Genomic DNA, 25204 nt, shown 5'->3' on the forward strand with positions numbered 1-25204 from the left:
GTGCCCGGCGGCGGCCGCTGCCGCACACGCCGGCGCCACGCAACAGAACATGAATCGCGAGAGAGGGCCGCATGACCGACGCAACACAGGACGAGCAGGGCGGCGCGGACGATGACACCGCGCCCGGCTGGGACGCGATCGACGGCGCGCTCGCCCGCCTCTATCCGGGCCAGGAGCCGAAGCACTACGGCACGCTGGTCAAGTGGCGGCTCGGCGGTCCCGATCCGCTCGACGGGATCAGCGTGTGGAAGCGCGCGGAGCCCGTCCCGCACTGGCATTTCGTCACGTACGGGTTGAGCGAGCTGTATGCGAAGGAGTCCGACGATCCGGCCGTCAGCGGCTTCGGGTTCGAGCTGACGATGCGCGTCGCGTGCGCGGCCGGCGACGCAGAGCCGCCGCGCTGGGTGTTCAGCTTCCTGCAGAATCTCGCGCGCTACGTGTTCCAGAGCGGCAACGCATTCGACGACGGCCACTGGATGACGGCCAACGGACCGATCGCGCTCGATACCGGCACGGCGCTCTGCTCGATGGGTTTCGCGTTCGATCCGGAACTGCCGGCGATCGACACGCCGCACGGCCGCCTCGCGTTCCTGCAGGTGGTCGGGCTGACGCTCGACGAAGAGCGTGCAGCGAAGCGCTGGCGCACGCGCGCGCTGCTCGACACGCTGGCGCCGCACATGCCGCTCTGGGTGACCGATCTCGGCCGCGCGTCGCTGCTCGAGCGCGCGGACGTGCGCGAGCAGGTCGACGCCGGCACGCAGCGCGACGGCTCGGCGAGCGGCTACCTGTTCACCGACGTGCTCGGATGGGACACGCGCAAGCGGCTGCTGCGCGCGCCCGTGATCGAGATCGCCGTCGGCGCGCGGCAGGTCGAGGAACTCGTCGCGTTGCTGCCGTTGCGGCTGCCGTTCGACCGCCCGTTCCGCCTGGTCGGTCACGACGGCGCGGTGCGGTTCGTGCACGGCGATGCGAACGGCGTGACCGACGAAGACGGCACGCTCACCCTGCGCCTGACCGACGCGACGGTGCAGGCGCTGGCGCGTACGCTGAAGCCGCGTGCCGGCGAGTATGCGATCGACGGGCTCGACGGCGTGCGCTGGCGCGTCGAGAAGACGGTGATCCGCGACGCGAAGGGCAATCCGGTGCAGACGATCGGCTAAGCCGCTGCCGCGCCGTCGCGCTGCCACGGGCGCGGCGGCGTCACGTATTCCGCACGAACCAGGTCCGCTTCGCGGTGCCGAGCAGTGCGCGATAGACGACCCACGACACGACGAAGGTCGCCGGCGCCGACAGCGACGCGGCGAACCCGGTCGCCTGGTTCAGTGCGAGCCCCGCGAACGCGCCCGCGAACCACGCGGTCAGCCCGCCCGGGTTGAACACCGGCACATGCGCGTCGCGGCATTCGACATCGTCGCCGACGAGCTGCCCGTAGCGCGCCGACAGGATGTGCGCGAGCGCGACACCGACCCACGCGACGACGAAGATCCCCTGGTACGCGAGCGCCTGCAGGATCCGCGAGAAGATGTCGGCCATCATCAGCGCATAGACGACCGCGCCGACCACGAGCGCCCACACGAACTTCGGCGCGCGCAGCCCGGCGACCTTCTGGAAGAACGCCTGCATGTTGACGGTCGCGAGGTAGTAGTTCGCGGTGTTGATGCGCGACTGCGTGACCCACACGAACAGCAGCCCCCACACGCCCATCAGCTTCAGCAGCGCGAGTACGACCGACACTTCCGACAGCGTGCCGAGCCCGGGAATCGTGCTGACGAGATAGATGCCGGCCGCGCCGTTGACGAGGAACGTGACGAGATAGAACGGCATCCCGAAGTTGAAGCGGCCGTGATAGCGGGCGTCCTCCTTGCGGCCGAAGCGCGCGTAGTCGAACGTGAACATCATCAGCACCCACACGCCCATGTAGTAGACGAAGCACTGCCACCAGCCGCCGGCCGGCGCGCCGCCCGCCGGCCCGAAATCGAGCCATGCGGCGTGATAGCCGTACTCGGCCGTCGCGAGCCCGACCGCCGCGAGCAGCCCGAGCAGGTAGAACGGCAGCAGCACGCCGTTGAACTTGTCGAGCCAGTGCTGCACGCTGCCGAACACGAGCGGCACGCTGTAGCAGACGACGATCAGCGCGGCCCACTTGTACTCGAGCGCCGGAAACTGGTGATGCGCGGCGACCGCGATCACGGAGCCCTCGAACACCGCGTAGTAGATCGCCGTCGCGAAGAAGATCAGCGTCGCGAGCGCGGCCCCCGCGCTGCCGAACAGCACGCGCGAGAACAGCGCGACCGACAGGCCGGTGCGAATCGCATAGCGGCTGATGATCGAATTGACGACGCCGTACGACACGACCGACAGCGCCATGCCGATCAGCGCGTTGCGTGCGCCGTAGGTGAGCGCGAGCGTCGCGCCGACGACGATGTAGAACACCGCGCTGCAGACGGCCCACCACGCCATCGTCAGCGAGAAGGGCGGCATGCGCGCGTGATCGGGAATGGCGAGCGTCGACAGGTCGAGATCCTCGTCGGTGCGGGCCTGAGCCAGGTTGGCCATGAACGTGCTCCTCGATGAGCAAAACAGCGGACGACGTCTGGGCCGCGGCAGGTACGATCCGCAGGGTTGCCCCGACGTCGGGCGGGCAACCGGTCCGGCAGAAACGGCGCGCAAGCGTCCCCGCCGCGCCGCGCGCGGCCGCGCGGGCGGGAAACGAAAGCGAGGGATGAAAGAGGAAGGCCGCGAACGGCACCCGGCACGGTGGCCGGGCGCCCGGCGCTCAGTCCTGCAGCACGGCGCGCAGCAGCGCGAGGCGCCGCTGGTACTCGCGGCGCGCCGCGAGCGCATCGGCCATCGTCACGCGCACGAAGCGCGCGCGATGGTTCGGCTGCATCTGGCCGATCAGGTCCATGTCGGCGCTGATGACGGTGCCGATCGTCGCGTAGCCGCCGCCCGACACCGCGTCGCGATGCAGGATGATCGGCTCGAGCCCGGCCGGCACCTGGATCGAGCCGATCGGATAACACGCGTCGACGATGTTCGACGGATCGGCGCCCGCGCCGAACGGCTGTTCGCGCGGCCGGAACTGCAGCGCTCGCCCGTTCTTGTAGCGGTAGCCGATGCGGTCGGCTTCGGGCGCGACCGTCCATTCGTCGTCGAAGAACGTGTGCGCCGATGCGTCGGTGAGCCGGTAGTGGTACAGGCCCGTCAGCACGCGCAGTTCGACCTGGCTGTCGAGCGGCCGGACGACCGCCGCCGGCAGCTCGCGCCCTTCGCGATGCATGCCGCGCGCGGCGCCGATCGGCAGCCGGTCGCCCTTCTGCAGGCGCCGGCCCGCGTGGCCGCCGATCGCGCCGAGCGTGTAGGTCGAGCGGCTGCCGAGCACGACCGGCACGTCGATGCCGCCCGCGACGGCCACGTAGGCCCGCGCGCCGCCCTTCACGTAGTTGAACGACAGCACGCTGCCCGCACGGATGCGCAGCGCGATGTTGCAGCACTGCCCGACGCCGTCGATCTTCGGCGTCATCTCGGCGCCCGTGACGGCGACGAGCGCGTCCGCATGGAACAGCAGCTCCGGGCCGAGCAGCGTGCATTCGAGCACGGCCGCCTGTTCGGGATTGCCGACCAGCAGGTTCGCCGCGCGCGACGCGTACTGGTCGAGCGAGCCCGACGGCGGGATGCCGACGTGGTAGTAGCCTTGCCGGCCCGTATCCTGGACCGACGTCGCGAGGCCGGGCTTGATGACCTCGATCAGGTTGTGCGCGTCAGCTGGCATGCAGCACCTCGACGAGAGAACGGTTGACCGCATCGGGATCGCGCAGGAACGCGTCGAGCGAGAATTTCACGGGGCGCACGCGCAGCGAGAACGTGCCCGCTTCGACGGCCGCCACCGCGGCGTCATAGGCGTCGCGATCGATCGGCTGGAACTTCACGATGTCGCCGGGCCGGAAGAACACCATGAAGTCGCGCAGGTAGTCGAGCTGCTGCGCGGGATCGAAGATCGGCGCCGGCGTCACGCCGAACATCTGGTAGCCGCCCGCGCCGCGTACCGAATAGATGCAGCCGAAGCAGCCGCCGTGACCGACCGTCAGCTTCGGCGTGTCGGTGCGCGGGCGCAGGTATTTCGGCACTTCGAGCTGGCGTTCGCGCTCGACCATCTGGTACATGAACGGCAGGCCCGCGACGAAGCCGACCATCGACACGAACCACGGCGAACCCGAGTGCGCGGCGATGAAGTCGTCGATGTCGCGCTTGCCGTTGATCCGCGCCGCATATTCGAGATCGGTCGACGACGGGTCCTGGTGACGCTCGCGAAACCGCATCAGCGTCTCGTGCGTCCACGGGTCGTTGTAGAGCACCGGCACCTCGACGATGCGCGTGTCGAGTTCCAGCGGCGCGTCGCCGACCTCGGCCTCGATCGTCTTCAGCAGCGCGACGAGCGCGTCGGGCTCGATCACGTCCGGGTCGTAGCGCACCTGGTAGGACGCGTTCGCCGGGCAGATCTCGGTGATGCCCGGCACCGCGCGCCGCTGCAGCTCGCGCGTGATCGCCGTGCCCTTGAAGAAGGCGTCGAGCGACATCGCCTCGCTGATCTCGACGAACACGAACTCGTCGCCGCCGAACGTATAACGGGTCGTCACAGGGCCTCCCCGACGCGCGCTGCGTCCGCGGTTTCGGGCTGCCGGGCGGCGGCCGTCGCGGCCTCGCGCCATTGCGGCATCCATGCTTCGAGAAAATTCGTGTGATAGCGGCCCGCGCGCACGTCGTCGTCCGCGAGCAGCGCGGCGTGCAGCGGCGCGGTGGTCTTCAGGCCGCCGACGTGCAGCTCGCCGAGCGCACGGGACAGGCGCCGCAGCGCGGCCGCGCGGCTCTCGTCGTGCACGATCAGCTTCGCGAGCAGCGAATCGTAGAACGGCGGCACGACGTAACCCGGATAGAGCAGCGAATCGACGCGCACACCGGGGCCGGTCGGCCACACCAGTTCGTCGATCCGGCCGGGATTCGGGCGGAAATCCTGCAGCGGATCTTCCGCGTTGATCCGGCATTCGAGCGCCGCGCCGCGCATCGCGATGTCCGGCTGCGCGAACCGCAGCGGCTCGCCGTCGGCGATGCGCAGCGTCTCGCGCACGAGATCGATGCCGGTGATCGCCTCGGTCACCGGATGCTCGACCTGGATGCGCGTGTTCATCTCGATGAAGTAGAACTCGCCGCGCGCGTCGTCGAACAGGTATTCGAGCGTGCCCGCACTGCGATAGCCGACTTCGCGCGCGAGGCGCGTGGCCGACGTGCACAGCGCGTCGCGCTGCGCCGGCGTGAGCGACGGCGACGGCGCTTCCTCGAGGATCTTCTGGCGGCGTCGCTGCAGCGAGCATTCGCGCTCGAACAGATGGACGACGTTGCGGCCGTCGCCGAGCACCTGCACCTCGATGTGCCGGGCGCGCGCGATGAAGCGTTCGAGATAGACGCCGCCGTCGCCGAACGCGGCCTGCGCCTCGCGCTGCGCGAGCGGCAGCTCGGCGTCGAGCTGCGCGGCGTCGTGCGCGACGCGGATGCCGCGCCCGCCGCCGCCCGCGGCCGCCTTGATCATGATCGGATAGCCGATGCGCGCGGCGACCGCCCGGGCCTCGTCGAGCGACTGCACGACGCCGTCGCTGCCGGGCACCGTCGGCACGTTCGCGCGTCGCGCGGTGTCGCGGGCGCGCGCCTTGTCGCCCATCGTCGCGATGACCCGCGAGTCCGGCCCGACGAAGATCAGCCCGGCCGCCTCGACCTGCGCGGCGAACGCGGCATTTTCGGACAGGAAGCCGTAGCCGGGGTGGATCGCGTCCGCGCCGCATTGCCGCGCGGCGTCGAGGATCGCGGCGGGATTCAGATAGCTTTTCGCCGCATGCGACGAGCCGATGTGGATCGCCTCGTCGGCCATGCGTGCGGCGAGGCTGTCGCGGTCGGCGTCGCTGACCACGGCGACCGCGCGCATGCCGAGTTCGCGCGCCGCGCGGATCACGCGCACCGCGATCTCGCCGCGATTCGCGACCAGCACGGTCTTGATCCGCGACGGGCGATAGAACGTATCGGGGGAGGTTGCCGGCGTCATCGCGTCACCCCTCGATCCGCATCAGTACCTGGCCCGCGTCGACCGGTTCGCCGTCCTCGACGAGCAGCTCGACGACGCGGCCGGCCGCGTCGGCTTCGATCTCGGTGAACTGCTTCATCACTTCGACGAGGCCGACCACGGCGCCCGCGGCGACCGTCGCATCGACCGCGACGTAGTAGGCCGCATCGGGCGACGGGCGCCGGTAGAACGTGCCCGGCAACGGGCTGACGATATCGTGCAATGCCATCTGGCGTCTCCTTGAATCGGGTTCAGTGATGGGCGGCGAGCGGTCGCGGGCCCGCGGTCCGGATGCCTTCGCGGACCAGCGCATCGCGCGTCGCGCGGACGAGGTCGAGCGCGCCCGGCGTGTCGCTGTGGATGCAGACCGAATCGAAATCGATGTCGATGTCGTCGCCGTCGATCGTGCGCACCTTGCCGTCGATGCACGCGCGCAGCACCTTGTCGGCGATCTGCTGCGGGTCGAGGCGGCCGACGCGGCGCGTGAACACGATCGAGCCGCTGCGGTCGTAGTCGCGGTCGGCGTAGAACTCGCGGATCACCGGCTGTTCGTACTCCATTGCCACGCGATAGGTGACCGACGCCTCCATGCAGTACAGCCACAGGCCGGGGTCGACGCGCTGCAGCGTCTCGATCAGCAGCCGCGAGAACGCTTCACTGGATGCCGCATGCATGTAGAGCGCGCCGTGCGGCTTGACGTGCTGCAGGCTCACGCCGTTCAGGCGCGCGAACTCGCGCAGCGCGCCGAGCTGGTACAGGATGTCGTGGACGAGCGCCTGCGGCGTTTCGGTGATCGTGCGGCGGCCGAAGCCGACCAGATCGCGAAAGCCCGGATGCGCGCCGATCCCGACGCCGGCGTCGCGCGCGAGCTGCACCGTGCGCGCCATGATGTTCGGATCGCCGGCATGAAAACCGGTAGCGATGTTCGCCGAGCTGATGAGCGGCATGATCTGCTCGTCGACGCCGTCGCCGATCGTCCACGGGCCGAAACCCTCGCCCATGTCGGAATTCAGGTCGACACTGTGCTTCCTCATACGGTTCGTTCCTCCAGGTTCTCCGGTCTCGCTTGCGCTGGGGCGCGGGCCGAAACCGTGTTGAACGCAGGTTAGCCGTGCGGGGTGCGTCAAAATAGTTCTATTTTTATATGCGACCGTATCGATTTTTCAGATATCGCGCGAGTCGACCGCGCAGCGCCGCCACAGGCCCGTGTGCGCGGGTCGGGCGACCACGGATTGCCGCCGGCGGGGCGGTTGATATGATGTTTGCCGTGTACCCATCAGTTTTCCACCGGACATGGCCCTGACGCTCAGACAGCTCAAGTACTTCGTCGCGACCGCCGAGCTCGGACAGATCTCGCAGGCCGCGATCCAGCTCACGATCTCGCAGTCGGCGGTGACGAGCGCCATCAAGGAGCTGGAGGACAGCCTCGGCACGCAGCTGTTCCTGCGCACGTCGGCGGGCGTGACGCTCACGGATACCGGGCGGCGCTTTCTCAATCATGCGTACACGATCCTGTCGTCGGTCGACGAGGCGATGCGGATCCCGAACCTCGAAAGCACGCTGACCGGCACGCTTGCGATCGCCGCGAGCTACACGGTGCTCGGCTACTTCCTGCCGCATCACGTGCTGCGGTTGAAGACGCTCTATCCGCGCCTGACGATCCACCTGCATGAACTGAACCGCGAGTCGATCGAGGAGGGGCTCATCGCGGGCCGCTACGACATGGCCGTGCTGCTCACGTCGAACGTGTCGAATCCCGAGCTCGTGCTGGAGCCGGTGATCCATTCGGTGCGCCGGCTGTGGGTCGGCGCGCATCATCCGCTGCTCAGGCGCGAGAGCGTCACGTTCGCGGAGGTCGCACACGAGCCGTTCGTGATGCTGACGGTCGACGAGGCCGGACAGACGGCGCTGCGCTACTGGAACGAGACGCCGTACCGGCCGAACGTGATCCTGCGCACGTCGTCGGTCGAGGCCGTGCGCAGCATGGTCGCGAACGGCAGCGGCGTCGCGATCCTGTCCGACATGGTGTATCGCCCGTGGTCGCTCGAAGGGCGGCGTATCGAGACGATCGTGCTGCGCGACCCGGTGCCGCCGATGAGCGTCGGCCTCGCGTGGCGCAAGAACATCGAGTTGAGCCCCGCGATGCACGCGGTGCGCGACTACTTCAGGCACACGTTCATGGAGCCGCGCGCGCTGGGCGGCGCGACCTGAGTGCGCGGCGAACCCGCATGAAAAAAGCCGGGACGCATCCCGGCTTGTTCGTGTGACGGACGCATCCGCCGTGCGTTGCGCTTACGCGTTCGCCGACATCGCGTCCGCGTCGCTCGCGCGGATGCCGAGGCGTTCGAACAGCGCGCGGTCCTTCTGCGATTGCGGGTTGCTGGTCGTCAGCAGCTGGTCGCCGTAGAACATCGAGTTCGCGCCGGCGAGGAAGCACATCGCCTGCAGCCCGTCGTCGAGCTGCTCGCGGCCGGCCGACAGGCGCACGACAGCCTTCGGCATCGTGATGCGCGCAACCGCGATCGTGCGCACGAACTCGAACGGGTCGAGCGGCGCGGTGCCTTCGAGCGGCGTGCCTTCGATCGCGACGAGGTTGTTGATCGGCACCGAATCCGGATACGGGTTCAGGTTCGCGAGCTGCGAGATCAGGCCCGCGCGTTCGCGGCGCGATTCGCCCATCCCGATGATGCCGCCGCAGCACACGTTGATGCCGGCGTCACGCACGCGGTCGAGCGTGTCGAGGCGGTCCTGGTACGTACGCGTCGAGATCACCTGGCCGTAGAACTCCGGCGACGTGTCGAGGTTGTGGTTGTAGTAGTCGAGGCCTGCGGTCGCGAGCTGCTGCGCCTGTTCGTCCTCGAGCATGCCGAGCGTCATGCAGGTTTCGAGGCCGAGTTCCTTCACGCCGCGCACCATCTCGGTCAGCGCCGGCATGTGACGCTCCTTCGGGTTGCGCCACGCGGCGCCCATGCAGAAGCGGCTCGCGCCGTTCGCCTTCGCCGCGCGCGCGGCGTCGAGTACCGCGTCGACGTCCATCAGCTTCTCGGCCTTCAGGCCCGTGTCGTGATGCGACGACTGCGAGCAGTAGCCGCAATCTTCCTCGCAGCCGCCCGTCTTGATCGACAGCAGCGTCGACAGCTGCACCGCGTTCGCGTCGAAGTGCTCGCGATGCACCTGCTGCGCGCGGAACAGCAGGTCGTTGAACGGCAGTGCGAACAGCGCGACGACGTCGGCGACGCGCCAGCGCTGCGAGGCCGGTGCAGCCACGGGAATCGCGTCGGGTTGCACGGCGGCGGTCTGGGCTTGGGTCATTTCGGTTTCCTGTCCTGGGCGGGATTGGGGGATCGGTTGGGTCAATGCTGCGCAGCGCGCAGCGTTTCGACGAGCGCGGCGATGTCGAGCATCGCCGCTGCGGATTCGGGGGCGGCCGGGCTCATGTGCGGAATGCGGCCGAGCAGCGGCGCGCCGTGCTCGCGAGCGAGCCAGTCGCGCATCGTCGCGACGTTCTCGTCGGCGAACGACATGGCCGGGTCGACGTGGTTCGCGACCCAGCCCGCGAGGGTAAGGCCGCGTTGACGAATCGCGTCGGCGGTGAGCAGCGCATGGTTGATGCAGCCGAGCCGCACGCCGACCACGAGCACGACCGGCAGGCCGAGCGCGACCGCGAGATCGGCCATGTCCTGCGTGTCGTTCAGCGGCACGCGGAAGCCGCCGGCGCCTTCGACGACGACGATATCCGCGCGCGTCAGCGCTTCGCGATGGCACGCGACGATCGTGTCGATGTCGAGCGTCACGCCTTCCCGCGCGGCGACGATATGCGGCGCGGCCGGCGCCTTCAGCAGGAACGGCGTGCGCAGCTCGGGCGGCAGCACGACGTTCGCGGCCGCATCGAGCTGGTCGGCGTCCTCGTTGCGCCAGACGCCGTCGCGTTCGTACGCGCCGGCCGCGACGGGCTTCAGCGCGGCCGCGCGCAGGCCGTGCCGCGCGAAGCCGTGCAGCATCGCGGCCGAGACGAAGGTCTTGCCGATTTCGGTGTCGGTGCCGGTGACGAACAGGGAGAGCGGGGCGGCGTTCATGCTGCGGCCTCGCTGGCTTCGATCAACGCGGCTTCGAGCCGCGCGAGATCGTCGAACGAATGCGCGGCCGACAGCGACACGCGCAGCCGCGACGTGCCGGCCGGCACCGTCGGCGGCCGGATCGCGGGTACCCACAGGCCGTGCGCGTCGAGCGCGCGCATCGCCGTGAGCGTCGCGTCGTTGCTGCCGATCACGAGCGGCTGCACGGCCGTGTGCGAATCGACCGGCTGCCAGCGCGTGTTGCGCAGCAGCGCGCGCGTGCGCTCGATCAGCGCGGCGAGATGCGCGCGGCGCGCATCGCCTTCGTCGCCGGCGATCACCTTCAGGCTTGCTGACACCGCATGCGCGACGGCCGGCGGTGCGGCCGTCGTGAAGATGTAGCTGCGCGCGCGCTGGATCAGCCATTCGATCACGGTTTCATGCGCGATCACGAACGCACCCGCGACGCCGGCCGCCTTGCCGAGCGTGCCGACGTACACGAGATTCGGCGAACGCAGCGCGGCGGCCGCGAGCGCGCCGCGGCCCTGCGGGCCGAGCACGCCGAAGCCGTGCGCATCGTCGACGACGAGCCATGCACCGTGGCGTTCGGCCAGTGCGACGAGCTCGGCGAGCGGCGCGACATCGCCATCCATGCTGAACACGGTATCGCTGACGATCAGTTTCGTTTCGGCATCCGATGCGTCGAGCAGCGCCGCGAGCGCGGCCGTATCCGCGTGCGGATAGACCTGCACGTTCGCGCGCGACAGCCGCATGCCGTCGATCAGCGACGCGTGGTTCAGCGCGTCGGAGAAGATCGTCGCGTCTTTGCCGGCGAGCGCCGTCATCGCGGCGAGGTTCGCCATGTAGCCGGTGCTGAAGTACAGCGCGCGCGGGGCATCGGAGAAGCCGCCTGCGAAGCCCGCGAGTTCGTCCTCGAGCGTGGCGTGCGCGCGCGAATGGCCGCCGAGCAGGTGCGAGCCGCCGCTGCCTGAGCCGTAGCGCCGCGCGCCTTCGGCGAAGGCGGCGACGAGCGCCGGATGCGCGGCGAGGCCGAGGTAGTCGTTGCTGGCGAAGCCGATGATCTCGCGGCCGTTCACGGTCATGCGTGCGTCGCACGCGGTGTCGGCGATGCGGCGCACGCGGCGCAGCCCCTGGGCGTCGAGATCCGCGAGGCCGCGTTGCAGGGTGTCGAGCAGGCTCATCGGCCGATTTCCTCCAGCGTGGCGTCGAGCGTGTCGCGCGTGCGCTGCGCGAGCCACGCGATGTCGTCGTCGCTCATCACGTACGGCGGCATCAGGTACACGGTCGTGCCGATCGGGCGCAGCAGCAGTTCGCGCTCCAGCGCGCGTTCGAAGAAGCGCCGCGAGAAGCCGCGTGCCGCGTCGCTGTCGAGTGCGACGTCGAATGCGAACAGCGTGCCGCGTTCGCGCAGGTGGCGCACCTGCGGATGCGTGTCGAGGGAGCCCAGCGCGGCGCGCATCGTCGCCGATTTGCGCGCGTTGCTCGCGAGCACGTCGTCGCGCGCGAACAGGTCGAGCGTCGCGACCGCCGCGCGGCACGCGAGCGGGTTGCCCGTGTACGAATGCGAGTGCAGGAAGCCGCGCGTCGTGTCGTCGTCGTAGAACGCCGCGTACACGTCGTCGCGCGTGAGCACGAGCGACAGCGGCAGGTAGCCGCCGCTGATGCCTTTCGACAGGCACATGAAATCGGGCCAGACGCCGGCCTGCTCGCACGCGAAGAAGGTGCCCGTGCGGCCGCAGCCGACCGCGATCTCGTCGGCGATCAGGTGCACGCCGAATTCGTCGCACAGCGCGCGCAGCCCGCGCACGTACGACGGATCGTGCATCGCCATGCCGGCCGCGCACTGCACGAGCGGCTCCACGATCAGCGCGGCGATCCGGTCGCCGCGTTCGGCGAACAGGCGCCGCACGTCCGCGAGCGCGCGGCCCGCGACGTCGGCGGCCGTCTCGCCCGGCAGCGCGCCGCGCGCGTCGGGCGACGCGACGACGTGCGCGTGGCGGATCAGCGGGTCGTACGCGTCCTTGAACAGTGCGACGTCGGTCACGCCGAGCGCGCCGATCGTCTCGCCGTGATAGCTGTTCGCGACGCAGACGAATTCCTGCTTGTTCGCGCGGCCGCGGTTGCGCCACGCGTGGAAGCTCATCTTCAGCGCGATCTCGACGGCCGACGCGCCGTCCGATGCGAAGAATGCATGGCCGAGCGTGCGCGCGGTGAGCGCGTGCAGCCGTTCGGCGAGCTCGATCGCAGGCTCGTGCGTGCAGCCGGCGAGCATCGCGTGCTCGAGCGTGTCGAGCTGGTCCTTCAGCGCCGCGTTGATGTCCGGGTTCGCATGGCCGAACAGGTTGACCCACCACGAGCTGATCGCGTCGAAGTAGCGGCGGCCGTCACGGTCGTACAGCCACACGCCCGCGCCGCGCGCGACGGGGACGAGCGGCAGGCGCTCGTGATGCTTCATCTGGGTGCAGGGATGCCAGACCGCGCGCAGGCTGCGCGCGACCCAGTCGTCGGTGGCTGGCGTACTCAAGGCGACTCCGGGGGGTAAAACGACCGCGCGGCATCGAAGGGATGCCGCGCGGCGGGACACGAAACGCGCTGAGATTAGCGTGTTCCGCGGGACGTTGCACTAGCGGTTACAAACCCCGCAAAGCCTTGCCGGGCGGGAGTTCGGTGCAGTTCGGGGGCGCTCGGAACGGAACGCGGCGGATGCGCGGAAATGACCGTAGATGACGACGTTCGAGTGAACCCCCCTGACAGAAAAAAATCGCGGGACGCGCGCCGGCGAGACCGGGAAAAATGGGGATCGAAGGCGGGCGCGGTGGCGCGGGGTGACGTCACGCCCGCAAGGCAGCGGCCGAATGGTCTACGGAATCAGGAGCGAAAACGGGCGGCCGAAATGGCGGGCGAGACGGCGCGTGGCGTGGCCGCAGGCGCAAGAAAAGCGGCAGGAGGAACCGGATCAACCGGAGAGGATGCGGCGGAGGCCCCGCCGCGCGTCAGCGCGAAGCCAGTGCGTGCGTATCGATGTCGCGAGTGTCGCGCGTGTTGGCGTCGCCGTTGTCGGCCGTCTGCGTCGTGTTCCACACCACACGGTCGTTGACCGCGTACAGCCGGCACGCGCCCGCGCCTTGCTTCGCGCAGTTGTCGAGTGCGAGCGCCATCGGATCGTCGCCGCCTTCCGCCCACGACCAGGCGCCTTCGGACGACACCGCGAACGCGCGGCTCGGATGCTGGCTCAGGAAGCGGCGATAGCCTTCGCGGCCGGCTTCGTCGACATACGGCACCGCGCCGACCGCATCGATCGATGCGTAGCCGGTGGCCTTCGGCTCGTGCGGGTTCGCGACCGCATAGTGCACCGAGGTCGGCAGGTTCAGCTGCGCGAGGAACGCGCTGACGGCCGGCCACCACACGGGCACGCCGTCGCGATCGACGATCAGCCGGTGCGCGTCGTCCTTGTAGCGGCCGAAATCGATGAACTGCGCCTGCGTGCCGTGCGACACGTACGCGTCGTGCATTTGCGCGACGAGCGCGGGCGTCCAGACCGAATCGTTGTCGCCGTACAGCCACAGCGAGCGCACGGCCGTGTGCGCGCCGTACTGGTCGAACGCATCGACGAGATTGCGCTGCCAGCCGTCGCACAGGTCCTGGCGCAGCCCGCCGGAGAAATTGATGATGCCGCGCACGCCCGGTGCGGCTTCGGTGCCGTACGCGACCGATGCGAGGCCGCCGTGCGACGTGCCGGCGACGACGATGCGCGACGCATCGACGTACGGCTGGTGCGACATGTAGCGTACCGTCGCGTCGACGTCGGCGGCCTGTGCGAGGCCGTTCTTGCCGACGTTGCAGCCTTCCTGCTGGTACGTGCCGCCCGAGCCGGCGAAGCCCTGGCGGTTCGGCGCGATCACCGCATAGCCGCGACGCACGAATTCGCGCGCGAACGCGAGCGGCCGGCTGCGCGGCTGCAGATGCAGATCGCCGGTGTTCTTGCCGTGATTGAAGACGACGAGCGGGAACGGGCCGGGGCCGTCCGGCTTGAAGAGCGTCGCCTCGAGCGTGATGGAGCCCGAAGCATCGGCCGGGATGCGGAGAATCTGTTCGTTGAGGTCGGCCGCGACCTGCGGCAGGCTCGAGTCGCTGTAATCGAAGCGCTCGGCATGGGCGAGCGACCCGCTGGTGCCCGCGCCCGTATTTGCGTTCGGCAGCGTACCGGCCTGAGCGGCCGACAGCGCACAGGCCGCCATCCATCCCACCAATACCTTGCTGAACGCCATTCGTAAGCCCTGCCATGCAACATGACCAATTCGAGGTCATCGTAGCCCGACAAAATCGGGTTGTGCAATGCGGGAATTACCCGGCGTCTGACACAGCAACTATTTGTCAGCGTTCACTTACTTCGCCGTCGACATAGCGCCAGAAACCCTGCTCGTCGCGCTCGAAACGGCTCGTCTCGTGGAGCCGGTAAGCGCGCCCGCCGACCTTGTAGCGGGCCACGAATTCGACCTCCGCGTGCCGTTCGTCGAGCGCCGCATGGCGTTTGACCGCGAGGCCGAGCCAGCGCGGCGCGTCGGGTGCTTCGGGGTCGGTATCGAGATCGGGCGGGCAGGTGCGCGCGGCCCAGGTCGCGCGCAGGTAGCCGGTCGCGCCGAGCACGTACGCGCTGTACCGCGAACGCATCAACTCGAGCGCGCTCGGCGCGGCTTCGCCGCCGTCGATGAAGCGGCCGCAGCAGGCCGCATAGCGCGGCGCCGGCGCTTTGCCGGCGGGCGAGGGGGACGCGCCGCCGCACGGGCACGCGTCAGGTCGGTTCAAAATCATGCGAAACGGGAATTAACGACGATCGGTTGTCGGTTCGGCTCACCAGCTCAGCTCGATGCCGTCGTACTGGAAGAAGCGGCCGTTGGCCTGCGACACGTCCGAGCCGGACTCGGCGATCACGCGGCGCATGCCGGTCACGCTGGTTTCCGGGTCGATCGCGGCCTGCGCGCCGCCCATGTCGGTGCGCACCCAGCCGGGATGCAGCGAAATGCACGCCGCATGGCGCGTCTGCAGCGACGCGATGCGAAGCGCGTCGTTCAGCGCGGCCTTGCTCGCGCGGTACAGCCAGCCGGTCGTGCCGGTCGCCTCGGCGATGCTGCCCATCCGGCTCGACACGACGGCCAGCACGCCGCGTGCGTCCTCGACGAGCGGCAGCAGGATCGGCAGCAACTGCATCGGCCCGCGTACGTTCGTGTGCATCACCGCGTCGAAATCCTCGGCGGTGATCGTCTCGACGCCTTCGGTGCGCGGCCCGTACACGCCCGACACGAGCACGGCCGCATCGAGCCGTTCGCCGTCGAGCTTCCAGCCGAGCGCCGCGATCTGCTCGGGCTGCGCGATGTCGAGCGCATGCGCCTGCGCACCGAGCGCGCGCAGCGCGTCGAGCGAGGCTTCGTCGCGCGCGGTCGCGATGACGTTCCAGCCGTCGCGCCGGTATTGCCGGACGAATTCGCGGCCGAGGCCGCGCGATGCGCCGACGATCAATACGGTTTTCATGCCCGTCGCTCCTTTCCGTGGCGCCGCCGTGGCGGTACCGGTGTCAGATCCGTTCGATGCGTATCGCGGCCGCGTGGCGACGGCCGCCCGGCGGCTTTCGCGTTATTTCGCGTCGTCGCACGGCTTCAGCGTGGCGGCGACCGCCTGCGCGACGCCTTCGAGGCGCGCGGCGTCCGCCGCGATCATGTCGTTGTCCGGCGCATGTTCGCCGCCGGCGGTGAGTGCGGCCACGCAGCGCTTGTAGGTCTCGTCGAGCGCTTCGAAGTTCGACACGGCCATCCCGAGGTTGCGCATCCGGCCGTCATGCACGCCGTACACGAGCCCGTGCACGGTGAGCGACTGGCCACGGGCCCATGCGTCGTTGACGATCGTCGTGCGGCACACGTTGACGACCTGCTCGATCGCGTTCAGCTCGATCAGGCGGCGATAGCGCGCTTCGCCGACCGGCCAGTCGTCGAGCAGCGCCGCGTGGCGCTCGCGCACGTCCTGCACGTGATGCAGCCAGTTGTCCGCGAGGCCGACGCGCCGGTTCAGCAGCGCAGCGTTCACGCCCGAGCAGCCGTAGTGGCCGACGACCATGATGTGCTTCACGCGCAGGATGTCGACCGCGAACTGGATCACCGACAGGCAGTTCAGGTCGCTGTGCACGACGACGTTCGCGATGTTGCGGTGCACGAATACTTCACCCGGCGGCAGGCCGATGATCTGGTTCGCGGGTACGCGCGAATCCGAGCAGCCGATCCACAGGTATTCCGGCGCCTGCTGGTCGGCGAGGCGCGCGAAGAACTGCGGATCGTCCTCGAGCTTGCGCTTGACCCAGGCTTCGTTGTTGTCGAACAGATGTGAAAGCGGATTGTCTTGGGTGTTCATCGGTGTGGCTTCCGTTGGCGGAAATCGGGTCGGTATCGGATTCGGTGTCACCGGCGTCAGGCAGCGCGCTGCGCGTCGCCTTCGCCGTCGTTCTGGTCCGTCGCGCCGAAGCGCGCGGGGTAGCGCACGCTGAAGCGCAGCGATGCGTCGTACGGGTAGAAATCGGGCAATTCGCCCTGCAGCAGCTTGTCCTTGCTCGCCTGCCACAGCGCGGGATCGAAAAAGTCCGCGTGATGCTTCATGAACACGCCGCGCACGCGCGGGTCGCCGAGCAGGAACGGTCCGTAGGTCTCCGGAAAGATGTCGTGCGGGCCGACGGTATACCACGGTTCGCCGGACAGCTCGTCTTCCTCGTTGCGCGGCGGCGGCACGCGGCGCACGTTGCAGTCGGTCAGGTACTCGATCTCGTCGTAGTCGTAGAACACGACGCGGCCGTGGCGCGTGACGCCGAAGTTCTTGTACAGCATGTCGCCGGGGAAGATGTTCGCCTTCATCAGCTCCTTCACCGCGTTGCCGTATTCCTTCACGCCGTGCTCGACGTCCGCGTCGCTGCCGTTCTGCAGGTACAGGTTGAGCGGCGTCATCCGGCGCTCGATGTACAGGTGCTTGATCACGAGGTTGCCGTCCTCGTATTCGAGCAGCGACGGCACTTCCTTCTCGAGCTCGCGCACGAGCGCGTGGTCGAGCCGCGCGAGCGGCAGCGCGACGCTCGAATACTCGAGCGTGTCGGCCATCCGCCCGAGACGGTCGTGGCGCTTCACGAGCTGGTACTTCTCCATGATCTGCGCGCGCGTCGTTTCCTTCGGCGGCGGGAAGTAATCCTTGATGATCTTGAACACGTACGGGAACGACGGCAGCGTGAACACGAGCATCACGAGGCCCTTGATCCCGGGCGCGATGATGAAGCGGTCGCTCGAATGCGACAGGTGGTGCAGCAGGTCGCGATAGAACAGGTTCTTGCCTTGCTTCTGCAGGCCGACCGACGTGTAGATCTCGGCCTTCGGCTTGCCCGGCATGATCGTGCACAGGAAGTCGACGTACGCGGACGGCACGCCCATGTCGACGAGGAAGTACGAGTGCGAGAAGCTGAAGATGATCTGCAGCAGGTCGCGGCGCAGCAGCACCGTGTCGAGCGCGAGCAGGCCCGGCCGCACGTGGCGGATCGGCACCGCGAACGGCAGCACGCGATCGGCATTGATGATGCGGCCGATAATGTACGCGCTCTTGTTGCGGAAGAACAGCGACGACAGCACGTGGATCTGGAAATTCGGCGCTTCGTCGAAGCGGCCGAATTCGTCGTCGATCGCCTGCATCACGCAGCCGATGTCGCGCGGGAGATCCTCGAACGCCGGCTCGAGCTGGAAGTTCGTGACGATGCGCTCGAGCGTGGCGGCGAGCCCGTCGGTGCCCGGATAGTACGCGCGGTAGGTCGGCTTGGCGGCCGGCTCGTCGTTCTCCAGGTACTCGGTCGAGATCGCCGGGCGCACGAAGATGAAATCGTTGCTGAAGTACGAGCGGTGCAGGATCTTGCAGCACACCGAATTGAAGAAGGTCTCCGCGCATTCGGGCTGGCGGTGCGACGTGAGCAGGCCGATGTAGTGCAGCTTGATCTGTTGCCACACTTCGTCGTCGATGTTCTCCGCGTCGTATTCGTCTTCCAGCACCTCGACGCATTCCTGCACGCGATCGTCGTACGACGTGATCCGCTCGCGCCCGAGCCGCTGCAGCCCGTGCCAGTCGGCGCGCTCGTACAGCGTCTTCGCGTCGACGGCCGCTTCGCGGAAGATCCGGTAATGGCGGTCGAAGTTTTCGAGCATCGTCTGCGCGACGTCGAAACCGATCTGCGAAGACAGCAGTTTGGGGAAGTGATTCATCGCGTGCAGGCTCGTTCGGGAGGGGCTGTAAGCACTCGCCATTTTAGCGCCCAAGTCGGCGTTTCAATGACTTTCGGGGTGACGCGCCGGCGGCCGTCAATCGGCGTGATGTTCGCCGTTGCGCGCCGTTCGGTGCATCTTCGCGTAAAGATACGGGTACGGAACCGATTCTGGCACGAACTTTTTTTGACCGCCCGGCCGCCGCCGGGCACGCGTTTCGCGCGACGGCGATAGAATCGACGCAACGCCCGCCGTGCCTGCCGCCGGCGTGCATTCGCACCGATAACGACGAGACGCCCCACCGATGAACGCACTGGAACACCAACTCGACTACCCCTTCGCCGACACGCTGCCCGCCGCGGGCGACACGTTCGAGGTCGCGCCCGGCGTGCGCTGGCTGCGCATGCCGCTGCCGTTCTCGCTCGATCACATCAATCTCTGGCTGCTGCGCGACGAGATCGACGGGCAGGCCGGCTGGACGATCGTCGATTGCGGGATCTCGTCGGACGCGATCCGCACGCACTGGGAACAGATCTTCGACACGCATCTCGACGGCCTGCCCGTGCTGCGCGTGCTCGTCACGCACTGCCACCCCGATCACTTCGGTCTCGCGAACTGGCTGTGCGAAGGTGGCGACCAGGGCCGCTGGAACGTGCGGCTGTGGATGACGCTCGGCGAATACATGTTCGGCTGCCTGATGGCGGCAGGCAACGGCTCGAACGCGGGCGGCGCCGCAGCCGCCGATCACTTCGCGCGCCACGGGCTCACCGATCAGGCCGCGCTCGACAAGCTGCGCAACCGCCGCAACTACTACTCGGATCTCGTGCCGGCCGTGCCGCCGCGCTACCGGCGCCTGCGCGAAGGCGATGCGGTGACGATCGGCGCGCGCACGTGGCGCGTCGTCACGGGCTTCGGCCATTCGCCTGAACATTGCGCGCTCCACAGCGAAGCCGACGGCGTGCTGATCTCCGGCGACATGGTGCTGCCGCGCATCTCGACGAACGTGTCCGTGTTCGACCTCGAGCCGGAAGGAAACCCGCTCGCGCTGTACCTGCAGTCGCTCGGCCGCTACGAGACGATGGCGCCCGATACGCTCGTGCTGCCGTCGCACGGCAAGCCGTTCCGCGGCGTGCGCACGCGCATCGCGCAACTGCGCGAACACCACGACGCGCGGCTCGCGGAAGTGCGCGTCGCATGCGCGGAGCAGCCGATGAGCGCAGCGGACATCGTGCCGATCATGTTCCGCCGCCGCGAGCTCGACATCCACCAGATGACGTTCGCGCTCGGCGAGGCGCTCGCCCACCTGAACCTGCTGTGGCTCGCGGGCGAACTCGTGCGCGAGCAGGGCGACGACGGCGTGCTGCGGTTCCGCACGGCCGGCTGACACCGCTTCGTTCTCCTCATGCGACGGGTTCGTAGCGCCACCCGTCGCGATGCCATTGCATCGTGTGCGTCGGGTCGAGCGCCGCGAGAAACGCGGTGTCGTGCGATGCGATCACGATCGCACCGGGGAAGCCGGCCAAGGCGGCTTCGATTGCACGCACCGATTCGAGATCGAGGTGGTTGGTCGGCTCGTCGAGCAGCAGCAGTTGCGCGGGCGTGCCGCGCCACAACGCGCATGCGAGTGCGGCCTTCAGCCGTTCACCGCCGCTCAGCTGGCGCGTCGGCTGCGTCGCGCGCGCCGCGTCGAGCTGCAGCAGCGCGAGCCGGCTGCGCAGGTCGCCTTCGGCGAGCGGCGTATCGAGCAGCCCCAGTTGCTCGACGATCGAGCGCGCCGGATCGAGCAGTGCGAGCCGCTGGTCGAGATACGCGGCGCTCACGTGCGTCGTGCAGGCGCCTGAGCGCGGTGCGAGCTCGCCAGCGAGCATCCGCAGCAGCGTCGATTTCCCGCAGCCGTTGGGGCCCGTCAGCGCGATGCGCACGGGGCCGCTCGCCGACCACGTGATCGCCTCGGCCGCGCCGGCGATGCGCCACGGCAGTTGCGCGTGTTCGAGCGTGAACAGCTGGCGGCGCGCGCTGACCTCGGTGCCCGGCAGCGACACCAGCACGGGCGCATCGGCGTCGACGCGCGCGGCCGCCTGCTGCACGCGTTCGTCGAGCGTTACCTTGAAGTCGTTCTGGTGGCGTCGCACCGTGCCCATGATGCTGCGCGCCGCGCCCTTGCGGCTTTGTTTCGCTCCAGACGACAGGTTGGCCGTCTTCGCATCGCGCAGCGACGCGGCCGCGTGGCGCTGGATCGTGTCGTGTTCCTGTTCGAGCCTGCGCCTGACGCGCCCGCGTTCGGCACGTGCGTTGTCGAGCGCCGCTTGCGCGGCATCCTGATCCGCGTCGCGCTGCGCGCGGTAAAGCGCGTAGTTGCCGCCATACGAGCGCACGCCTTGCGGCGTCAGCTCGACGATGCGCTGCACGCCGGCGAGCAGCGCACGATCGTGGCTCACGATGACGACGCCGCCGCGCCAGCCGTCGAGCGCCGCGCGTAGCCACGCACGGCCCGTCGCGTCGAGATGGTTGGTCGGTTCGTCGAGCACGAGCAGGCCGGCACCGGACAGCAACGCGCCGATCAGCGCGACGCGCGCGAGCTGGCCGCCGCTCAGTGCGTGCGCGGGCGTGTCGGGTCGGACGTCGTGGAGGCCGGCCGCGTCGAGCGCCGTGCGCAGCCGTTCCGCGAGATCCCAGCGATCGCCGATCAGGTCGAAGTCATGCGGTGCCGCGCGGCCTTCAGCGAGACGCGCGAGCGCGCCGAGCGGCGCATCGAGCGCGGCGACCTGCGAGACGGTTCGCGGGTTTGCCGCTGCGTGGTCGTTGTCATGCTGCTGCGCGACGTAGACGACGGGCGTGTGCCGCTCGATCGTCCCCGCGCTCGGTGCACGGCGACCCGCGATCAGTTGCGCGAGCAGGCTCTTGCCGATGCCGTTGCGGCCGACGATGCCGGTCGGCGTGCGATCGATGGACAGGTCGAGCGAATCGAACAGCGTGACGCCGTCGTCGAAGCGGAAGGAAACGTGATGAAGCGCGACGAGCGCGCCGGTGGGCGTGGCTGCAGCCATAAGCACCTCCAAAAATGCATGAAGACCTTCGCGCGCGGCGTGCGTGGCACGGGCGGCGAAAACATTTCGGGAAGGCTTAGTTGTTCACTTTGGCTGGCGTCCGGTATGAGGAATAGGCGCGCAGTGTAGCAAGCGAAACGCGCGGGCTGCAAGCGAGCGGCGCGAACGCCGTCGCTTGCGCGCCACGCGCGGTTACTGCACGGCGACCGTCGTGAAGTTCTGGCGTCCGAACGGACTCACGTGATAACCGCTCACGTTCGTGCGCGTCAGCGCCGCGGCGGTCGGGTAGCCGAGCGGGATCCACAGCGCCTGGTCGTGGATGATCTTCTGCGCCGATTCGTACAGCTTCGCGCGCTTTGCCTGGTCGGCGGTCGACTTGCCGTCGGCGATCAGCTTGTCGAGCTGCGCATCGCAGAAGCGCGCGAAGTTGATGCCCGACTTCACCGCGTTGCAGCTGAACAGCGGCGACAGGTAGTTGTCCGGATCACCGTTGTCGCCGGCCCAGCCCATGAACAGCATGTCATGCTGGCCGAGCTTCGCCTGCTTGATCAGTTCGCCCCATTCGATCACTTTCACTTCGGCCTTCACGCCGATCTTCGCGAGGTCGGCCTGCAGCAGTTCCGCGCCGACCTTCGGGTTCGGGTTCAGCACGCTGCCGGTCGGGCGCGTCCAGATCGTCGTTGAGAAGCCGTTCGGGAAGCCGGCCTGCGCGAGCAGCTGCTTCGCCTTCGCGGGATCGTACGCGTACGGCGAGACGTCCTTCGCGTAGCTCCACGTGTTCGGCGGATACGGGTTGTTGGCGGCCGTCGCGGTGTTGTCGAACACGACCTTCAGGTAGGTTGCGCGATCGAACGCGAGGTTCAGCGCCTCGCGCACCTTGTCGTTGTCGAGCGGCTTCTTCTGCGTGTTCAGCGCGACGAACGCGGTCATGAACGCGGGCGTCTGCACGACCTTCAGCGCGCTTTCGCCCTTCGCGGCGAGCACATCCTGCGGCTTCGGCGACAACGCGATCTGGCATTCGCCGGCCTTCACCTTCTGCAGGCGCACCGACGGGTCGGGCGTGATCGCGTAGATCAGCCGCTCGACCTTCGGCTTCGTGCCCCAGTACGCCGGGTTCACGTCGTAGCGGATCAGCGCGTCCTTCGTATAGCTCTTCAGCACGAACGGGCCGGTGCCGACCGGCTTCGCGTTCAGGTCGGCCTGCTTGCCGGCCTTCAGCAGCTGGTCTGCGTATTCGGCCGAGTAGATCGATGCGAAGCCCATCGTCAGGATCGGCACGAACGTCGCGTTCGGCTCGTTCAGCACGAACTTCACCGTGCTGTCGTCGACCTTCGTGACCGATTTGACGAGCTTCACGAGGCCCATCGACTGCGCGTGCGGGAAGCCGCTCGCGCCGGCCACCTTGTGCCACGGGTTCGAATCGTCGAGCATCCGCGTGAACGTGAACACGACGTCGTCCGCATTCAGCGTGCGGCCCGGCTTGAAATAGTCGGTGGTCTGGAACGCGACGTTCGGGCGCAGATGGAACGTGTACGTGAGGCCGTCGGCGCTTGCTTCCCATTTGTCGGCGAGCGCGGGCACGACCTTCTTCGCGGCTTCGTCGTAGGACACGAGCGTGTTGAAGATCACGTCGGCCGATGCGTTGGTCGTGACGAGCGAGTTGTACTGCACGACGTCGAAGCCGTCCGGGCTCGATTCCGTGCAGACGGTGAGCGGCTTGGCGGCGGCGAGGCCGGGGGCGGCGAGGGCGGCGGCGACGGCGGCCGCCGCGAACAGCTTGACGTGCATAGGATCTCCCACGTGGCTTGTGTTTTTTGCTGGGTGACGGGATGCGGGCGCGGCCCGGAAGCGGGCGGGGCCGGCGCGGCTGGCGAATAGCATACCGTCAAAGCGCGCGACGCGTGAAAAAAGGCGACGGAACGCGGCGAATTGACCGAAAAACGGCTGCGTTCGCGACGGAACGGGTGTTCGGGCGGCGAGCTGGGGGCGCAGGCGCGTCGGCGCTGGGGACGCCGGACAGCGGCGCGGCGGGGACGGCGCGGGCGTGCCGCGAATCGAAGCGTCGAAGCCGTCAGGCGTCGGTGAGGAGAAGCGGAGAAGCGGAGAAGCGGAGAAGCGGAGAGGCGGAGAGGCGGAGAGGCGGAGAGGCGGAGAGGCGGAGAGGCGGCCCGCGATGCTTCGCGCGGGCCGGTTGGCCGATCAGTGCGCGCCGGCCTTCGGCTTGCGCGGCGCCTTCTCGAACAGGCGGTCGTACAGCCAGCGCGGCAGCACGTGCAGCACCTTCGCGACGACGCCCATCTGCCACGGAATCACGCGGAACGCGTGCTGCCGCGCGATCGCGCGCGCCGCGCGTGCGGCGAAGCGGTCGGCGTCCATCAGGAACGGCATCCGGTACGGGTTGTGCGCGGTCATCGGCGTGCGGATGTAGCCGGGCGCGATCGTCACGACGCCGACGCCGGCCGGGCGCAGCTCGACGCGCAGCGCTTCAAGATACTTGATCGCGGCCGATTTCGACGCGCTGTACGCGCCGGAGCCCGGCAGGCCGCGCACGCCGGCGACACTCGCGACGCCGACCAGCGTGCCGTGGCGCGCGGCCGTCATCGGGCCGACGAACGGCTCGAACGTCGTGACCATCCCGTAGTAGTTGATGTCCATCACGTTGCGGAACGTCGCGAGATCGCCCTGGCCCGTGACGGCGCCCTGGCTGATGCCCGCGTTCGCGATCACGACGTCGGGGCAACCGTGCGCCGCGATGAACGACGCGGCGGCCGTCGCGAGCGCGTCGGCGTCGCGCACGTCGGCGGAATAGACCGAGATGGACAGCCTGGGGAATCGCCGCGCGAACGCATCGAGTGCATCGGTGCGTCGCGCGACGAGGGCGAGCGTGGCGCCCTGGCGGGCGTATTCCTCGGCCATCGCGAGGCCGAGGCCGCTCGACGCACCGGTGATGAAGACCTTCAGCGGAGTAGTCATGCCGGTGCGCGGACGGGGATCAGAGCTTCTTGTCCTGAACCTGCTTCACGAGGAAGTCGAGCACCTGGGCCGTGCCCGGGATGCTGTTCGTGTAAGCGGGGCCCGTCTTGTACTTGCCGTTGACGACGACCGTCGGCACGCCGTCGATCGCGTAGTCCTTCAGCAGCTTGGCCGACTGGTTCACCTCGCCCTGCACGCTGAACGAGTTGTACGCGTCCATGAACTGCTTCTTGTCGACGCCCTGCGTGGCCAGGAAGTCGGCCTGCGCCTGCGGCGTCAGCAGGTAGTTCTTCTGCTTGTGGATCGCGTTGAAGATCGCCGGCGTGACCTTCTCGGAGATGCCGAGCGCGGACACCGCGTAGTACAGCTTCGAGTGCGGGACGAAATCGTCACGGAAGGCGACCGGCACGCGCTTGAAGTCGATGTTGTTGCCCTGCTTCTTCACCCAGGCCTCGATCGTCGGCTCGAATTCGTAGCAGTGCGGGCAGCCGTACCAGAAGAACTCGATCACCTCGACCTTGCCGGCCGGCGCGGACACCGGCTGCGGCGACTTCATCACCTCGAAGTCCTTGCCGGCGACCGGTGCGGCGGGCGAAGCCTGGGCAAGGCCGGCAGCCAGGCCCAGGGACAGAAGGAGCGTGCTAAGCAGTTTTTTCATGTTGTGAACGTCGAATCAGTTGCTCGGGTTACGGAACGTAACGGGTTCTGCGTGGGCTCGGCCGGTTG

At 68.5% G+C, this 25204-nt stretch carries 22 protein-coding genes; 3 read left to right on the plus strand and 19 right to left on the minus strand.

The features are described from left to right. Nucleotides 1–71 precede the first annotated feature (71 nt). Nucleotides 72–1160, plus strand: a complete 1089-nt coding sequence (locus HWX87_RS23540) for a suppressor of fused domain protein (RefSeq protein WP_176049528.1) — start codon at nt 72–74, stop codon at nt 1158–1160. Between the two features lie 40 nt (nt 1161–1200). Here the strand turns inward: HWX87_RS23540 and HWX87_RS23545 are convergent, their stop codons facing one another. From HWX87_RS23545 to HWX87_RS23570, 6 genes are all read right to left on the minus strand, one after another. Further along, nucleotides 1201–2556 (minus strand): allantoin permease, encoded by a 1356-nt coding sequence (locus HWX87_RS23545; RefSeq protein ID WP_176049529.1) that lies wholly within the window; start codon nt 2554–2556, stop codon nt 1201–1203. 220 nt (nt 2557–2776) lie between these two features. Next, complete coding sequence (locus HWX87_RS23550) at nt 2777–3772, minus strand: biotin-dependent carboxyltransferase family protein (protein ID WP_176049530.1); 996 nt, start codon at nt 3770–3772, stop codon at nt 2777–2779. Beyond that, nucleotides 3762–4637, minus strand: coding sequence for an allophanate hydrolase subunit 1 (locus tag HWX87_RS23555; protein WP_176049531.1), 876 nt, complete (start codon nt 4635–4637; stop codon nt 3762–3764). Before HWX87_RS23555 ends, HWX87_RS23550 begins: the two co-directional genes overlap by 11 nt. Further along, nucleotides 4634–6091: an acetyl-CoA carboxylase biotin carboxylase subunit gene (locus tag HWX87_RS23560; RefSeq protein WP_176049532.1), complete on the minus strand. Its 1458-nt coding sequence runs from the start codon at nt 6089–6091 to the stop codon at nt 4634–4636. The genes HWX87_RS23555 and HWX87_RS23560 overlap by 4 nt, the downstream gene beginning before the upstream one ends. 4 nt (nt 6092–6095) lie before the next feature. Next, entirely contained in the window at nt 6096–6338 is a 243-nt protein-coding gene (locus HWX87_RS23565) for an acetyl-CoA carboxylase (RefSeq protein ID WP_129513097.1), read from the minus strand. A 22-nt stretch (nt 6339–6360) separates the two neighbouring features. After that, nucleotides 6361–7143: a 5-oxoprolinase subunit PxpA gene (locus HWX87_RS23570; RefSeq protein WP_176049533.1), complete on the minus strand. Its 783-nt coding sequence runs from the start codon at nt 7141–7143 to the stop codon at nt 6361–6363. Between the two features lie 259 nt (nt 7144–7402). Here HWX87_RS23570 and HWX87_RS23575 point away from each other — a divergent pair, with 259 nt between their 5' ends. Beyond that, a complete protein-coding gene (locus tag HWX87_RS23575; RefSeq protein WP_176049534.1) occupies nt 7403–8320 on the plus strand; it encodes a LysR family transcriptional regulator in 918 nt (305 codons plus the stop codon). Between the two features lie 81 nt (nt 8321–8401). Here the strand turns inward: HWX87_RS23575 and bioB are convergent, their stop codons facing one another. From bioB to aceK, 9 genes are all read right to left on the minus strand, one after another. Continuing rightward, nucleotides 8402–9421, minus strand: coding sequence for a biotin synthase BioB (gene bioB / locus HWX87_RS23580; protein WP_176049535.1), 1020 nt, complete (start codon nt 9419–9421; stop codon nt 8402–8404). Nucleotides 9422–9462: 41 nt separating this feature from the next. Then, nucleotides 9463–10185 (minus strand): dethiobiotin synthase, encoded by a 723-nt coding sequence (gene bioD / locus HWX87_RS23585; protein ID WP_176049536.1) that lies wholly within the window; start codon nt 10183–10185, stop codon nt 9463–9465. Then, the gene (gene bioF / locus HWX87_RS23590) at nt 10182–11366 is read right to left on the minus strand and encodes an 8-amino-7-oxononanoate synthase (RefSeq protein WP_176049537.1); all 1185 of its coding nucleotides are present in this window, start codon (nt 11364–11366) and stop codon (nt 10182–10184) included. Before bioF ends, bioD begins: the two co-directional genes overlap by 4 nt. Further along, nucleotides 11363–12709 (minus strand): adenosylmethionine--8-amino-7-oxononanoate transaminase, encoded by a 1347-nt coding sequence (gene bioA, locus HWX87_RS23595; protein WP_176049538.1) that lies wholly within the window; start codon nt 12707–12709, stop codon nt 11363–11365. Before bioA ends, bioF begins: the two co-directional genes overlap by 4 nt. A gap of 469 nt (nt 12710–13178) precedes the next feature. Further along, complete coding sequence (locus HWX87_RS23600; RefSeq protein WP_176049539.1) at nt 13179–14453, minus strand: prolyl oligopeptidase family serine peptidase; 1275 nt, start codon at nt 14451–14453, stop codon at nt 13179–13181. A 106-nt stretch (nt 14454–14559) separates the two neighbouring features. Then, nucleotides 14560–14997 carry a YchJ family protein gene (locus HWX87_RS23605; protein WP_176049540.1) on the minus strand — a complete coding sequence of 146 codons (438 nt, stop codon included), beginning with the start codon at nt 14995–14997 and terminating at the stop codon, nt 14560–14562. Between the two features lie 39 nt (nt 14998–15036). Continuing rightward, nucleotides 15037–15714: an SDR family oxidoreductase gene (locus tag HWX87_RS23610; protein WP_175847367.1), complete on the minus strand. Its 678-nt coding sequence runs from the start codon at nt 15712–15714 to the stop codon at nt 15037–15039. A gap of 102 nt (nt 15715–15816) precedes the next feature. Continuing rightward, the gene (gene can / locus HWX87_RS23615) at nt 15817–16584 is read right to left on the minus strand and encodes a carbonate dehydratase (protein ID WP_176049541.1); all 768 of its coding nucleotides are present in this window, start codon (nt 16582–16584) and stop codon (nt 15817–15819) included. A 56-nt stretch (nt 16585–16640) separates the two neighbouring features. Next, a complete protein-coding gene (gene aceK, locus HWX87_RS23620) occupies nt 16641–18458 on the minus strand; it encodes a bifunctional isocitrate dehydrogenase kinase/phosphatase (RefSeq protein ID WP_176049542.1) in 1818 nt (605 codons plus the stop codon). A 304-nt stretch (nt 18459–18762) separates the two neighbouring features. On the opposite strand from aceK, the gene HWX87_RS23625 reads away from it, so the two are divergent. Continuing rightward, nucleotides 18763–19842 (plus strand): MBL fold metallo-hydrolase, encoded by a 1080-nt coding sequence (locus tag HWX87_RS23625; RefSeq protein WP_176049543.1) that lies wholly within the window; start codon nt 18763–18765, stop codon nt 19840–19842. A 16-nt stretch (nt 19843–19858) separates the two neighbouring features. On the opposite strand, the gene HWX87_RS23630 is transcribed toward HWX87_RS23625, so the two are convergent. The 4 genes from HWX87_RS23630 to HWX87_RS23645 form a co-directional block, all read right to left on the minus strand. Continuing rightward, nucleotides 19859–21505 carry an ATP-binding cassette domain-containing protein gene (locus tag HWX87_RS23630; RefSeq protein WP_176049544.1) on the minus strand — a complete coding sequence of 549 codons (1647 nt, stop codon included), beginning with the start codon at nt 21503–21505 and terminating at the stop codon, nt 19859–19861. A gap of 192 nt (nt 21506–21697) precedes the next feature. Beyond that, nucleotides 21698–23293 (minus strand): ABC transporter substrate-binding protein, encoded by a 1596-nt coding sequence (locus HWX87_RS23635; RefSeq protein WP_176049545.1) that lies wholly within the window; start codon nt 23291–23293, stop codon nt 21698–21700. A gap of 411 nt (nt 23294–23704) precedes the next feature. After that, nucleotides 23705–24478, minus strand: a complete 774-nt coding sequence (locus HWX87_RS23640) for an SDR family oxidoreductase (protein WP_176049546.1) — start codon at nt 24476–24478, stop codon at nt 23705–23707. A gap of 19 nt (nt 24479–24497) precedes the next feature. Beyond that, nucleotides 24498–25136, minus strand: coding sequence for a thiol:disulfide interchange protein DsbA/DsbL (locus HWX87_RS23645; protein ID WP_176049547.1), 639 nt, complete (start codon nt 25134–25136; stop codon nt 24498–24500). Nucleotides 25137–25204 lie beyond the last annotated feature (68 nt).

The organism is Burkholderia sp. BCC1644, from assembly GCF_902833225.1.
Taxonomy (GTDB): domain Bacteria; phylum Pseudomonadota; class Gammaproteobacteria; order Burkholderiales; family Burkholderiaceae; genus Burkholderia.

What these genes read in the sequence shown, in the direction of transcription:
- HWX87_RS23630 (WP_176049544.1), bottom strand. Translation starts at nt 21,505, where the DNA reads ATGGCTGCAGCCACGCCCACCGGCGCGCTCGTCGCGCTTCATCACGTT.
- HWX87_RS23635 (WP_176049545.1), bottom strand. Translation starts at nt 23,293, where the DNA reads ATGCACGTCAAGCTGTTCGCGGCGGCCGCCGTCGCCGCCGCCCTCGCC.
- HWX87_RS23565 (WP_129513097.1), bottom strand. Translation starts at nt 6,338, where the DNA reads ATGGCATTGCACGATATCGTCAGCCCGTTGCCGGGCACGTTCTACCGG.
- can (WP_176049541.1), bottom strand. Translation starts at nt 16,584, where the DNA reads ATGAACACCCAAGACAATCCGCTTTCACATCTGTTCGACAACAACGAA.
- HWX87_RS23560 (WP_176049532.1), bottom strand. Translation starts at nt 6,091, where the DNA reads ATGACGCCGGCAACCTCCCCCGATACGTTCTATCGCCCGTCGCGGATC.
- bioB (WP_176049535.1), bottom strand. Translation starts at nt 9,421, where the DNA reads ATGACCCAAGCCCAGACCGCCGCCGTGCAACCCGACGCGATTCCCGTG.
- bioF (WP_176049537.1), bottom strand. Translation starts at nt 11,366, where the DNA reads ATGAGCCTGCTCGACACCCTGCAACGCGGCCTCGCGGATCTCGACGCC.
- aceK (WP_176049542.1), bottom strand. Translation starts at nt 18,458, where the DNA reads ATGAATCACTTCCCCAAACTGCTGTCTTCGCAGATCGGTTTCGACGTC.
- HWX87_RS23575 (WP_176049534.1), top strand. Translation starts at nt 7,403, where the DNA reads ATGGCCCTGACGCTCAGACAGCTCAAGTACTTCGTCGCGACCGCCGAG.
- HWX87_RS23570 (WP_176049533.1), bottom strand. Translation starts at nt 7,143, where the DNA reads ATGAGGAAGCACAGTGTCGACCTGAATTCCGACATGGGCGAGGGTTTC.
- HWX87_RS23645 (WP_176049547.1), bottom strand. Translation starts at nt 25,136, where the DNA reads ATGAAAAAACTGCTTAGCACGCTCCTTCTGTCCCTGGGCCTGGCTGCC.
- bioD (WP_176049536.1), bottom strand. Translation starts at nt 10,185, where the DNA reads ATGAACGCCGCCCCGCTCTCCCTGTTCGTCACCGGCACCGACACCGAA.
- HWX87_RS23605 (WP_176049540.1), bottom strand. Translation starts at nt 14,997, where the DNA reads ATGATTTTGAACCGACCTGACGCGTGCCCGTGCGGCGGCGCGTCCCCC.
- HWX87_RS23540 (WP_176049528.1), top strand. Translation starts at nt 72, where the DNA reads ATGACCGACGCAACACAGGACGAGCAGGGCGGCGCGGACGATGACACC.
- HWX87_RS23550 (WP_176049530.1), bottom strand. Translation starts at nt 3,772, where the DNA reads ATGCCAGCTGACGCGCACAACCTGATCGAGGTCATCAAGCCCGGCCTC.
- HWX87_RS23610 (WP_175847367.1), bottom strand. Translation starts at nt 15,714, where the DNA reads ATGAAAACCGTATTGATCGTCGGCGCATCGCGCGGCCTCGGCCGCGAA.
- HWX87_RS23640 (WP_176049546.1), bottom strand. Translation starts at nt 24,478, where the DNA reads ATGACTACTCCGCTGAAGGTCTTCATCACCGGTGCGTCGAGCGGCCTC.
- HWX87_RS23600 (WP_176049539.1), bottom strand. Translation starts at nt 14,453, where the DNA reads ATGGCGTTCAGCAAGGTATTGGTGGGATGGATGGCGGCCTGTGCGCTG.
- HWX87_RS23625 (WP_176049543.1), top strand. Translation starts at nt 18,763, where the DNA reads ATGAACGCACTGGAACACCAACTCGACTACCCCTTCGCCGACACGCTG.
- HWX87_RS23545 (WP_176049529.1), bottom strand. Translation starts at nt 2,556, where the DNA reads ATGGCCAACCTGGCTCAGGCCCGCACCGACGAGGATCTCGACCTGTCG.